This is a genomic window from Pseudomonas alliivorans (assembly GCF_017826695.1).
Taxonomy (GTDB): Bacteria; Pseudomonadota; Gammaproteobacteria; order Pseudomonadales; family Pseudomonadaceae; genus Aquipseudomonas; species Aquipseudomonas alliivorans.
Window position 1 is genome coordinate 579,177 of record NZ_JAFFZW010000002.1, and the last position, 12,534, is coordinate 591,710.

Annotated in this window: 10 protein-coding genes and 1 tRNA gene; 5 read left to right on the plus strand and 6 right to left on the minus strand. The window is 58.7% G+C overall.

The window, feature by feature from the left end; all coding sequences use genetic code 11:
* The first annotated feature begins 29 nt into the window (after nt 1-29).
* Nucleotides 30-2,333 (plus strand): FdhF/YdeP family oxidoreductase, encoded by a 2,304-nt coding sequence (locus tag JTJ32_RS07175; RefSeq protein ID WP_210041580.1) that lies wholly within the window; start codon nt 30-32, stop codon nt 2,331-2,333.
* A 24-nt stretch (nt 2,334-2,357) separates the two neighbouring features.
* Here JTJ32_RS07175 and JTJ32_RS07180 read toward each other — a convergent pair whose 3' ends face one another.
* Nucleotides 2,358-4,349 (minus strand): sigma 54-interacting transcriptional regulator, encoded by a 1,992-nt coding sequence (locus JTJ32_RS07180; protein WP_210041581.1) that lies wholly within the window; start codon nt 4,347-4,349, stop codon nt 2,358-2,360.
* Between the two features lie 192 nt (nt 4,350-4,541).
* Between JTJ32_RS07180 and JTJ32_RS07185 the strand changes: the two genes are divergently transcribed.
* The 4 genes from JTJ32_RS07185 (at nt 4,542) to JTJ32_RS07200 (ending at nt 8,599) form a co-directional block, all read left to right on the plus strand.
* Nucleotides 4,542-5,564 carry a Gfo/Idh/MocA family oxidoreductase gene (locus JTJ32_RS07185; RefSeq protein ID WP_210041582.1) on the plus strand — a complete coding sequence of 341 codons (1,023 nt, stop codon included), beginning with the start codon at nt 4,542-4,544 and terminating at the stop codon, nt 5,562-5,564.
* Nucleotides 5,561-6,349 (plus strand): TIM barrel protein, encoded by a 789-nt coding sequence (locus JTJ32_RS07190; protein WP_184322629.1) that lies wholly within the window; start codon nt 5,561-5,563, stop codon nt 6,347-6,349. The genes JTJ32_RS07185 and JTJ32_RS07190 overlap by 4 nt, the downstream gene beginning before the upstream one ends.
* A 59-nt stretch (nt 6,350-6,408) precedes the next feature.
* Nucleotides 6,409-7,335, plus strand: coding sequence for a sugar ABC transporter substrate-binding protein (locus tag JTJ32_RS07195; RefSeq protein WP_210041583.1), 927 nt, complete (start codon nt 6,409-6,411; stop codon nt 7,333-7,335).
* Between the two features lie 184 nt (nt 7,336-7,519).
* Nucleotides 7,520-8,599: an alpha/beta fold hydrolase gene (locus JTJ32_RS07200; RefSeq protein ID WP_210041584.1), complete on the plus strand. Its 1,080-nt coding sequence runs from the start codon at nt 7,520-7,522 to the stop codon at nt 8,597-8,599.
* Between the two features lie 87 nt (nt 8,600-8,686).
* On the opposite strand, the gene JTJ32_RS07205 is transcribed toward JTJ32_RS07200, so the two are convergent.
* The 5 genes from JTJ32_RS07205 to JTJ32_RS07225 form a co-directional block, all read right to left on the minus strand.
* Nucleotides 8,687-8,762: transfer RNA gene (locus tag JTJ32_RS07205), tRNA-Gly, on the minus strand.
* A 66-nt stretch (nt 8,763-8,828) separates the two neighbouring features.
* On the minus strand, nt 8,829-9,389 hold the full coding sequence (pgsA, locus tag JTJ32_RS07210) for a CDP-diacylglycerol--glycerol-3-phosphate 3-phosphatidyltransferase (RefSeq protein WP_004879535.1): 561 nt from the start codon (nt 9,387-9,389) through the stop codon (nt 8,829-8,831).
* A gap of 32 nt (nt 9,390-9,421) precedes the next feature.
* On the minus strand, nt 9,422-11,245 hold the full coding sequence (gene uvrC, locus JTJ32_RS07215) for an excinuclease ABC subunit UvrC (RefSeq protein ID WP_099227713.1): 1,824 nt from the start codon (nt 11,243-11,245) through the stop codon (nt 9,422-9,424).
* A gap of 2 nt (nt 11,246-11,247) precedes the next feature.
* Nucleotides 11,248-11,892, minus strand: a complete 645-nt coding sequence (gene gacA / locus JTJ32_RS07220; protein WP_025992955.1) for a response regulator transcription factor GacA — start codon at nt 11,890-11,892, stop codon at nt 11,248-11,250.
* Nucleotides 11,893-12,134: 242 nt separating this feature from the next.
* Nucleotides 12,135-12,494: a helix-turn-helix domain-containing protein gene (locus JTJ32_RS07225; protein WP_099227714.1), complete on the minus strand. Its 360-nt coding sequence runs from the start codon at nt 12,492-12,494 to the stop codon at nt 12,135-12,137.
* Between the last annotated feature and the right edge of the window lie 40 nt (nt 12,495-12,534).

The window sequence follows — 12,534 nt, forward strand, 5'->3', positions numbered from 1 at the left end:
GCAGCCTGCTGAATGCCCGGGAGCCACCGATGCTGATTTACCCCAAGACTCGTTTCAAACCCTACACCCACGCCAGCGGCGGCTGGGGGTCGGCAAAATCGGTGGCGCAGATTCTGTGGCGGGAGCACGCATTGGCCAAGGGTCCTGCGGCACTGTTGAAACAGAACAAGCCGGACGGTTTCGCCTGCGTCAGCTGTGCGTGGGCCAAGCCCGGCCATCCGCGTGCGCTGGAATTCTGTGAAAACGGCGCCAAAGCCACCGCCTGGGAACTGACGTCGCTGAAAACCGATCCGGCTTTCTTTGCAGGGCACACGCTCAGTGAGTTACGCCAGTGGCGCGATTACGATCTGGAGCAACAGGGTCGCCTCACCCACCCGATGCGCTACGACGCCCAGAGTGACCGCTATCGGGAAACATCATGGGAAGAGGCCTATCGGGAGATCGGCGCGCAACTCAAGAGCATGGCGCCTGACAGCGTGGTTTTTTATGCCTCGGGACGAGCTTCGCTGGAAACATCGTTCATGTACCAGCTGTTTGCCCGTGCCTACGGCACCAACAACCTGCCTGACAGTTCCAACATGTGCCACGAAAGCACCTCGGTTGGTTTGCAGGAAAGCATCGGCGTGCCCGTCGGCACCGTGACCCTGGACGATTTCGAGCACACTGATTGTCTGTTTTTCTTTGGCCAGAACGTCGGCAGTAACAGCCCGCGCATGCTTCATCAGTTGCAGGAGGCGCGTCAGCGCGATGTGCCAATCATCACCTTCAATCCCTTGCGCGAGCGTGGCCTGGAGCGCTTCGTCAATCCGCAATCGCCCGGCGAAATGCTGATCCCCGGCTCGACCGTCATCAGTACGCAATATCATCAGGTGGCAACCGGTGGCGACACGGCCGCCATTACCGGCATCGCCAAGGCACTGCTCGCGCTGGAGGATCAGGCTAGCGCAAATGGCACCGCACCTGTACTCGATCACGCGTTCATCGCCAGTCACACCGAAGGTTTCGACGCGTTCATGGATTATGTGCGCCACAGCACCTGGCCAGACCTTGAGCGTCAGAGCGGCCTGACCCGAGGGGCACTTGAAGCGGCAGCGAATGTTTACGCCCGCAGCCAGCGCGTGATGTTCGTCTATGGCATGGGGCTCACCCAGCATCGACGTGGGGTGACCAACGTGCAGATGCTGGTAAACCTGATGCTGATGCGCGGCAATATCGGCAAGCCGGGCGCAGGCATCTGCCCGGTACGCGGCCACTCCAACGTGCAGGGCCAGCGAACCGTCGGCATCACCGAGGATCCGAAAAAAGTCCCTGTAGAACTGATGGAACAGCATTTTGGCTTCAAGATCCCCGAACAAAAAGGCATGGCAACGGTGGACGCGTGCGAAGGCATACTCGATGGTCGCGTAAAAGGTTTCATCGGTCTGGGCGGTAACTTCCTGCGGGCTATCCCTGACACCTCCCGGATGGAACCGGCCTGGCGTGGACTGGAGCTGAGTGTCCAGATCGCGACCAAACTCAATCGTACGCATCTGGTGCCGGCACACAACGCCTGGCTGCTTCCATGCCTTGGGCGGATCGAGATCGACCGGCAAAATGGCGTCGCTCAAACCTATACCACCGAGGACAGCACGGGCTGTATACATGGATGGAAAGGCAGCGCCGAGCCGGTCGGACCGCATGTTCGAGCAGAGACCGTTATCGTTGCAGGTCTGGCCACGGCCACCCTGCCCGATGGACAGTCGATTGACTGGCAGGCATGGAGCAATGACTACTCACGGATCAGGACAGCGATTGGCACCATTTACCCGGAAATATTCCACGACATGGAAGCCCGCATGGCCGAGCCGGGAGGTTTTCATCGCCCGCTGGCCGCCGCGCAGCGCAAATGGAACACCGAAAGTGGCAGGGCACAATTCATTACGCCTGACACGCTGGTCGAAAACGACGACATCGCGCTTGCGGAATCCACCCGCGACGTGCTGCAACTGATGACGCTGCGCAGCAACGACCAGTTCAACACCACCATCTACGGCTATGACGACCGTTTTCGCGGCGTGAGCGGAACCCGCGAGGTGATCTTCATGCACAGCAACGACATCGAGCGGCTGGGCTTCAAGGTCGGTGAGCGCGTCCTGCTGACCACTGCCGTGGAGCCTGAGATCAAGCGTCAGGTCGGGCCGTTCGAAATCATCGCCTACGACATTCCAGAGGGATGCGCGGCAGCCTATTACCCGGAATGCAATCCACTGGTGCCGCTATGGCACCATGCCGAACGCAGCAAGGTGCCCGCGGCGAAGTCGGTGCCGGTGCGTTTGACCTCGGTACACGGATGAAGTGAAAAGGTTGCGCGCAGCCGGTCACGATCGAAACGCCTCGGCCTTGAGTCCGTAGCGTTCCATCTTGTTGTACAGACCGCCGCGCGAAACCTTCAGCCTCTGGGCAGCCTGACGAATATTTCCGCGCGTTTCTTCGAGGGCAGCGGCGATGGCGTTCATTTCATGAGAGCCAAGATCCGGCGTCGTTCGACTCCCGGACACAACGCCCGATCCCAGGGAACCCGGACCTTGCCTGATTTCCAGCGGCAGATCATGGACTTGAACAAGCTCGTTCATTGCCAGATTGGTCGCGCGCTCAATGATATTTTCAAGCTCGCGCACGTTGCCCGGCCAGTGATAGCCGCACAAGATGTCCAATGCGTCCTGCGCAAAATCGCGCACCGGTTTGCGCAGCGAGCGGGCGCAGCGAGCAAGGAAGTGGCGCGCCAGCAAAGGCACATCGTCGCGCCGCATTCGCAAGGGAGGCACGGTCAGGTTGAGCACGTTGAGACGGTAATAAAGGTCCTCACGAAAGGCTCCGTCAGCCACTGCCTGGCTGAGATTGCGATGAGTCGCGGCGATGATGCGCACATTCACACGCTGTGATTTCTTCGCACCCACACGGGTCACTTCGCTCTCCTGCAAAACGCGCAGCAGACTGACCTGAGCATCGAAGGACATGTCTCCGATCTCGTCGAGAAAAATCGTCCCGCCATCCGCCAGTTCAAATTTCCCGGCAGCACCACCGCGCGCCGAACCGGTAAAGGCGCCTTCCGCATGGCCGAACAGCTCACTCTGGACCAGGTCCCGCGGAATGGCCCCGCAGTTGACCGCCACAAAAGGTCCGCCGCACCGTTCGCTGGCGTTGTGGATCGCCTGGGCAAACAACTCCTTGCCGGTCCCGCTTTCGCCCAGAATCAATGTCGTCGAGTCACTCCGGCTGGCGACCCGGCCCAGGTGAAGCGCATCCTGAATCGCACGTGAGCTGCCCTGAATGATGTCGAAGGTGTAGCTGGCTTGGCTGCCGATGATCTTGCGGGTGATGTCCCGGATCCGTCTTTTCTCGCGCAAGGAAACAATCAGCCCGCCCTGTTCCAACGGGCAGATCGAAACCAGGCATGCCAGATGGCTGCGGTCCTGCAACTCAAAGGTACAGTCCAGGTCACGCACCCCTTCCCCGCCACGCTGCAGGACTCCATCAGTCAGCTCGCTCTGACCAAGCCGCTGGAAAGGACTGCCCAGCACCTCGAGCCCGACGCGAAACAGCTGTCGGGCGTAACGATTGAGCGCTTTTATGCAGCCCTGCCCGTTCAATACCACCAAGCCTTCGTTGAGCACTTCAAGCACCGCCTGCTGTTCTTCCAGCAGCGCCTGCAAGGCCATTTGCCGCGACACCGCCTCGGCTGCAGCCTGCACAGTGCCCAACGTGTGGAAATGGAACCAGCCCGGCTCTGCCGTCAGGGTCAACATCGCCAGCATGCGGCCCTGGCCATCCCTGATGGGTGCAGCGGCGCAGTGCATGCCCCTTTCTCGCAGGCCCGAACCGAAGTTCTCTTCAGCCAGCACATAGACCAGTCGATCTTCGGCAAGCGCCATGCCGGTGCAGTTGGTTCCCTGTACCGACTCCAGCAGTCGACTGCCTATCGGAGTGAGATCCAGCCCGCAGAAATACAAGGTCGTGCCTTGTGCATCAGTAAGATTGATATGCCCCTTGGGGTTATAAGCAAGCAAACCGCTCATGACCTGAGCCGCAGCGGCGATCAGGGCACGATTCGCCGTCAATGCCGCCGTCAGTTCCTCGGGCGTGACGAAGCGGTATTGGCCATCACCGGGGTCAATACCGGCCTTTACGCTGCGTAACCACGAATCCCAAATGATCTGCCTGACTCCGGCAGGCCGTTCGGTGCATCCCTTAAGGCAGGCTTTCCAGGCCTCATTGAGCACGTCGCCCGGTCCCGCGTTCAACGAGGCCGGACCGAGCGTCGTGAGGTAGTCGCGGTCCTCCGTACTGAGGATCATTGGCTGTGGGGTCATCACACTACCCATCATGTTCATATATTTGACATGTCAGTCTAGACATGTATTTGAAATAGACATAACTATTGAGCGTTTAAAATAATTCTCTTGCTTATCAGCTATTTATGGATTGGCACAGCGATTGCTCCCGATGTCATATCGGCTGGCCCCGGCCGCCGGTACACCGAACAACAATAAAAAGGAGACATCATGAGCACATCGCAAACGATCCGCCTGGGGCTTATCGGAGCCGGACGCATGGGCAGTTTTCACGGCCTCACTGCCGCCCGGCATATTCCCGGAGCAAGCCTGACCGCCATTGCCGATCCCTCTCACACCCAAGCCACCCGCCTTGCATCTGCACTTGGCGTGCAAAAGGTTTATACCGACCCTCAGCAGCTGGTGGACGACCCGGACATCGACGGTGTTTTGATCGCAGCGCCCGCCCGCAGCCATGCCGAACTGGTGATAAAAGCCGCCCGCGCCGGAAAAAGTGTCTTCTGTGAAAAACCGATGGCGATCACCCTGGACGAAGCTGACCGCGCTATCGCGGCGGCTGCCGATGCTCAGGTGACCTTGCAGGTCGGCTTCAACCGGCGTTTCGCGAAGAGCTTTCGCACAGCCCATCTGGACGTTGCTGCGGGCCGTATCGGAACGCCGCAGTTGCTGCGATCACTGACTCGAGATCCGGCCTTGAATAATCCAGCCACATCGCCTCAGTGGGTGATCTTTCTGGAAACCCTGATCCATGATTTCGACACCCTGCGCTATCTCAACCCCGGCGCGGAAGCCGTCGAGGTGTTTGTCATGGCAGACGCCCTGATCGCACCGGAATTCAAGGCCAACGGATTTCTCGATACTGCTGTGGTCACCGTCCGCTTCGGTAACGGCGCGATGGCCGTTGCCGAGGCGAATTTCCAGGCAGTCTATGGCTACGACGTTCGCGGAGAAGTCTTTGGCAGCGCCGGCATGCTGAGTATGGGCAGTGTCAACAAGTCAGACCTGCTTCGCTATCTGGCGACCGGCGTGCAGGCTGATACCCAGAGAATGGACACCGACCTGCTACGGGATGCTTACATCGCCGAACTCAACCATTTCGTCGACTGTATGCGCAGCGGTGAAAAACCCTTGGCCAGCGGCGAAGATGCCCGGGCAGCCTTGGCCATTGCCCGCGCCTGTATCGAATCCTTTGAACAAGGCAAGGCGGTACGCGTGCAAGGAGTCGCCTCATGAGTACCATGCCCTTCACACTGGCGATCAGCGCCGAAATGGTGTTTATCGATCTGCCTTTCACCGAACGCGTCGAACGCATTCATGCGCTGGGCTTCAGTGCCGAAATATGGAACTGGACCACCAAGGACATTGCCGCCCTTGTCGCCACCGGCGCAGATTTCACCTCCATGACCGGCTACATCTCGGGCAACCTGACCGACCCGGATGATATCGGTCGATTGCTCGACTCCGCACGCGAATCACTGGCCGTCGCCGAGCAGCTGAATTGTCCAAGCCTGAACCTGCATGGCACCGGACTGGATGCTGAAGGTCTGCCCGTCAAACCGGTCGCGCACACCACGGGCCGCATGTGGCTGAACGCCTGCAAGACGCTGGAGAAAATTGCACGCCTGGGAGAAGACGCCGGGCGGGTGTTTCTGCTGGAAAACCTGAATACCGAAGTGGATCACCCCGGCACGCCTTTCGCCCGGGCCGACGACACCCTTGCACTCATCGAAGCCGTGGACAGCCCGCACCTGAAAATGAACCTGGACCTGTATCACGCACAAATCGGGGAAGGAAACCTGATCGAGCTGATCCAGCGCGCCGGCAAGGCCATCGGCGAAATTCAGGTCGCGGATGTGCCGGGACGCATGGAGCCCGGTACCGGCGAGATTCACTACCCGGCCATCGCCAGAGCGTTGTTCAACATCGGCTACAACGGTGTTGTCGGACTGGAGGGCTGGGCCAGCGGCGACAGCGAGCTGGCGCTTGAGCGCTTTCGGCGCGCATTCACCCTTGACTGAAGGTGTCATCGAGCACCTTCCTCAATGAAGGCCACACAATAACAAAAAGGAAAACCGTCATGCGTATCTACACACTGCTGTTCGCTGCGCTACTGACCCTGTTCAGCCAATGGGCCGCCGCCAGTTACCGCATCGGGGTCAGCATCGCCAGAGTCGACGATAACTTCATGACCTACGTGCGCAACGGCCTGGAAGATGCCGCCAGGCAAGAGAACGTCCAGATACAGTTCGAGGACGCACAGGGCGATGTGGTTCGCCAGCTCAATCAGGTTCAGGGATTTCTCAATCAAAAGGTCGATGCAGTCATCGTCCTGCCCGCAGACACGTCCGCCACAGCAAGCATGACCCGCGCTGCAGTGGCAGCAAAAATACCGCTGGTGTACGTCAATCGTCACCCGGATGAACGCAAGCTGCCCCCAGGCGTGGTCACGGTCGCGTCCAACGATATCGAGGCCGGACAACTGCAAATGCGTTATCTGGCCGAAAAGCTGGGCGGCAAAGGCACACTCGCGATCATCATGGGCGACCTGGCGCAAAACGCCACGCATGATCGTACCGAAGGCGTCAAACAGGTCCTCAAGGACTATCCGGACATCAAGGTGGTTGAACAGCAAAGTGCCGAGTGGCAACGCAACAAGGGCATGGACCTGACCAGCAACTGGCTGCTCGCTGGCAGCCACTTCGACGCGATCATCGCCAACAACGACGAAATGGCCATCGGCGCAGCCATGGCTCTGCAGCAGGCAGGCAAGACAAAGGGCGAGGTTGCGATTGTGGGCATTGATGGCCTGCCCGACGGGCTTGCAGCAATCAAACGCGGGATGCTGGTTGCATCGGTCTTTCAGGACCCCAAGGCTCAGGCTGCCAGTGCGATGCAGTCGGCGGTCAAAATGATCAGAGGCGAGACAGTGACGGCGGACGTGTGGGTGCCCTTTCAATTGATCACACCGGAAAATCTGACGATATTCGAACAGCGTTACAAATAGTCTGCTCGCCGCCTGCTCACGTGTGGTGGTTGTCTCGCAAGCACAAAAGGGCCTGAGGCCCTTTTGTGTTGCCCGGTGTTAATGGGTGTTAACCAAAAAACAACTTCACAAAATACGATCACAGGAGGAATATCCGTCCGGCACGCCTACGACCTGACAATAAAAATCAGACAGGATACCGTTCATGCAGCGCTTCGCTTTGCGCCCTGCCACAGGGCTGATGTTCCTGCTTTTCCTCGCGTCCGGCATCAATGCTGCGCCCCTTCCGGTTGCGAAAGAAGGCGACTGGGTCGCCACGGAGTTCACCTTTCACACGGGTGAAAAACTCGCCAACCTGAAACTGCACTACATCACCCTCGGCGACCCGAAGAACCCTGCGATTCTTTTCCTGCACGGCACTTACCGACCCGGCAGCGACGTTCTGGCCAAGGATTTCGGTGGTGAGTTATTCGGCGAAGGCCAGCCGCTGAGTGCGAGCAAGTACTACATCATTTCTACCGACGGCATTGGCATGGGGCAATCGACCAAGCCCTCGGACGGCCTGCGCGCCCGCTTCCCGGAATATAACTACGCCGATATGGTTCAGGCACAGTATCGACTGGTGACCGAAGGGCTTGGTGTCAAGCACCTGCGGTTGGTCATCGGCAACTCCATGGGTGGCATGCAAACCTGGATGTGGGGCCAGAACTGGCCGCAGATGATGGACGCGCTCGTGCCGATGGCCTCCCAACCCACCCCGATGTCATCGCGCAACTGGATGATGCGCCGACTGCTCGTGGAGTCGATCAAGCAGGACCCAGCCTGGAACAACGGCAACTACACCACACAGCCGCCTTCCCTGCGTCTGGCCAACGCGATGTTCAGTATCGGCACCAGCGGCGGCAATCTGGCCTATCAGGCAGCGGCACCGTCCCGGGCGCTGGCGGACAAGTACGTGGAGGACCGGCTCAACTCACCACAGACCTCTGACGCCAACGATTTCATTTATCAATGGCAGTCCTCGGCCGATTACGACGCGTCGAAGGGCTTGAACAAAATCCAGGCACCGGTACTGGCCATAAACGCAGCGGACGACGAACGCAATCCACCGGAAATCGGGCTGCTCGAAGCCTCGTTACGAGAGGTGAAGAACGCAAGGCTGCTGCTGATTCCCGCCAGCGCCGAAACCCGAGGCCACGGCACCACGAGCATGGCAAAGTTCTACACGAAGGAATTGGAGCAGTTCATGCGACAGACCGAAAAGCCACACGTCGCGAACAACTGAGTCGCGGTTTGTGAAAAACGAAAAAAGGACCCGAAGGTCCTTTTTTCTTTGGCTGAAGCAGTTTCAAAACTTCTTCAGCGCCATGTCTGGAGCGGGAAACGAGACTCGAACTCGCGACCCCGACCTTGGCAAGGTCGTGCTCTACCAACTGAGCTATTCCCGCATTGTCGTGTTGACGGGCGCCATTCTAGCGCCTCAAAAATTCCCGTCAAGCCCTTGATTCAAAAACTTATTTTTTTTCTGCCGTGGTTTTCAGGTGCGGCCAGGCGGCCCTCAGGTATTGCACCATCGACCATAAGGTCAGACCTGCTGCCACCAACAGCAATGCGTAACCCAGAATGACCCAGAACGTGATGGCGGGCGGGTTGCCAAGCAGGATCACCAGCGCCAGCATCTGTGCAGCAGTTTTCCATTTGCCCATGTTCGACACTGCCACCTGGGCTCTGGCGCCGATTTCCGCCATCCATTCGCGCAGGGCGGAAATGACGATTTCGCGACCAATGATCACAGCCGCCGGCAGCGTCAGCCACAGGTTTGCGTGTGCCTGAACCAGCAGCACCAGGGCAACGGCCACCATGAGCTTGTCAGCGACCGGATCGAGAAACGCACCGAATGGCGTGCTCTGCTCCAGGCGACGTGCCAGATACCCGTCCAGCCAGTCGGTTGCCGCTGCAAAGGCAAACACCGCGCTGGCAGCCATGTAGCTCCAGTGATAGGGCATGTAGAACAACAGAATGAAGATCGGAATCAGTAAAACGCGTAGTACGGTAATCAGATTAGGGATATTCATCGGCACAACTGGCTACGAGGTGAGCGGGCATTCTACTCGCTGTGCAGGTTTGCATAAATCGACTCTGCCAGCTTTTTACTGATTCCCGGTGCTTTTGCTATTTCATCGATGCTCGCACGAGACAATTCCTGAAGGCCGCCGAAGTGTTTCAGCAGGTCACGACGGCGTGTCGGCCCTACTCCCGCCACGCCTTCAAGCGTGGAAGTACGGCGGGTCTTGCCGCGTCGGGCGCGGTGTCCGGTAATTGCAAAACGGTGCGCCTCGTCACGAATCTGCTGGATGAGGTGCAGCGCCGGCGAGTCGCCTGGCAGGGTGAACTCATGAGCGGCATCGTTCAGGTACAGGGTTTCGAACCCGGCCTTTCGCGTCGTGCCCTTGGCGACCCCGAGCAGGATAAGGTCCGGTATGGCCAGCTCGTTGAGCACATCACGCGCCATCGCCATTTGCCCCTTGCCACCGTCGACCAACAGAACGTCAGGCAATTTGCCCTCCCCGTCCTTGATACGGCTGTAGCGCCGGGTCAAGGCCTGGTGCATGGCGGCGTAGTCATCGCCCGCCGTCACGCCTTCGATGTTGAAACGACGGTAGTCCGCCTTGATCGGGCCTTCCGGACCGAACACGACGCAGGAGGCGACTGTCGCCTCACCACTGGAGTGACTGATGTCGTAGCACTCGAGCCGTACCGGCGGCTCGTCGAGGTTCAGCACCTTGGCCAGCGCATCGAAGCGCGATGCCACATGCTGGCGATTGGCAAGACGCGCCGACAGGGCCTGTTCGGCGTTGGTCACGGCCAGTTGCTGCCAGCGTGCACGGGTACCGCGCACCCGATGGCTGATGGTCATCTCGCGACCGCGCGACTCTTCAATTGCGTCGATCAGGGCCGGGAAGTCTTCATTGACGACGTTGACGATGACTTCACTGGGCAGTTCACGATCAACGCCACCCAGGAAATACTGAGCCAGAAATGCCGACATGACTTCGCCAACCTCCTCCTCGATACCCACCTGAGGAAAGAAATTCTTGCTGCCCAGCACGCGACCGCCGCGCACCGAGATCAGATGCACGCAGGCACCGCCCGGGTTGACGAATGCCGCGACCACGTCGACATCGCCGGTGCCGCCTTCCATGCTCTGCTGATCCTGCACGCGGCGCAGCAAGGCGACCTGATCGCGCAACTCTGCCGCGCGCTCGAAATCCAGCGCCATGGCAGCTTTTTCCATTGCAGTATTCAGCTCATCGCTCAGGGCATTGCTGCGCCCCTCGAGAAACATGACCGAGTGACGCACATCTTCTGCGTACACCTCAGGCTCGACCAGATCGACGCACGGCCCTTTGCAACGCTTGATCTGATACTGCAGACAAGGCCGGTTACGGTTCTTGAAATAGCTGTCTTCGCACTGACGTACCTGGAAGGTCTTCTGCAGCAGACTCAGACTTTCCCTGATGGCACCCGCACTCGGATAAGGCCCGAAATACCGGCCTTTGGCTTTCTTCGCGCCACGATGGATGCTCAGACGCGGAAACTTGCCGTCCGACAAAAACACATACGGATAGGATTTATCATCACGCAGGAGGATGTTGTAGGGAGGCCGCCACTCCTTGATCAGCGTCTGCTCCAGCAACAGTGCTTCGGTCTCGTTGCCGGTGATGGTGGTTTCAATCTGAGCGATGCGCGCCACCAGTGCGCCGGTCTTCGGTGCGTGTCCGGTCTTGCGGAAATAACTGGCGAGGCGCTTCTTCAGGTTCTTGGCTTTGCCCACATACAAAAGCTTCGCTTCGGCATCGAACATGCGATAGACGCCGGGACGACCACTGCAGGTCGCGAGAAAGGCACTTGGATCAAAAGTCTGGGTCATTTTCAGGCGCTGGCGTCCACCATGCCGTGACGTACTGCCAGCAACGCCAATTCGACATCACTGCTGATGGAGAGCTTTTCAAAGATTCGGTAGCGGTAAGTATTCACGGTTTTCGGCGAAAGGCACAGCTTATCCGAGATGGTCTGCACCTTCTGACAACCGACGATCATCAATGCTATCTGGATTTCGCGCTCGGACAGCAGGTCGAACGGTGAATTGTTGACCTGTGGCTGGAACGACTTGAGCGCCAATTGTTGAGCAATCTGCGGGCTGATGTAACGCTGACCGGCAAAGACGAGACGGATGGCCTGAACCATTTCCGCAAGGCCTGCGCCTTTGGTCATGTAACCCGCCGCTCCGGCCTGTAGCAGTCGCGTGGGAAAAGGATCCTCCTCACAGACCGTCACGGCCACGACCTTGATATCCGGATGACTGCGCAATAGCTTGCGCGTGGCTTCAAGACCACCGATACCCGGCATCTTGACGTCCATCAGCACCACATCGGGCTTGAGTTCTCGCGCCTTTTTCAAGGACTCCTCACCGGAATCGGCCTGACCTACCACCTGCAGGCCATCTATATCGGCGAGCATCCGTGTGATGCCTGTCCGAACAAGATCATGGTCATCTACAACTAGCACCCTAATCAAGCAGACACCTCGCGCAACGGACATAATGAATGCTATTCACCATAACAAAAACGGCGAGGCAGACCTAGGGGATGTTGCCGTTTTCGCTCGAACCGCTCAGAGGCAGGGTCGAGCGCGGCATAATGCCGACGATTGACCGTGTCGGCGGTAAGCGCTGTGCCTGGGCCGAACCGGCTCAGGCACAGCATGCGAAGACAACGGCACCTGCGGAGCTCGACAGACCTGCGCAGGGCTGGCGCCCCTCAACTGTCGGTCGGCTTGTCGGTCGTTACGTAAGAAGCCGACAGCTCCGCCATGGTGGTGGTCAGTCGCCTGATAGCGTCCTGGTCCTCCTTGTCGAGCACACGATAACTGCCCAGCACTTTTTCTTCGGCAACACTTAGGTTATCGACCGGAATCGGCGTAGGCGTTCCAGTGAGCACGTAGAGTACATCGACACCCTTGGCAGCCACTGCAGCCAGGTAATCGGCCTTAGGGGCACGATCGCCACTTTCATACTTCCCTTGAGCGTTCGCTTCCACACCACCGATTTCACCAAAGGCACGCTGAGACAGGCCCAGACGTTCTCTTTCTTTTCTTAATCGGTACCCAATTCCACTCATTTGAATACACAACCCTGTTGACCCCATCCTTACGAATGGT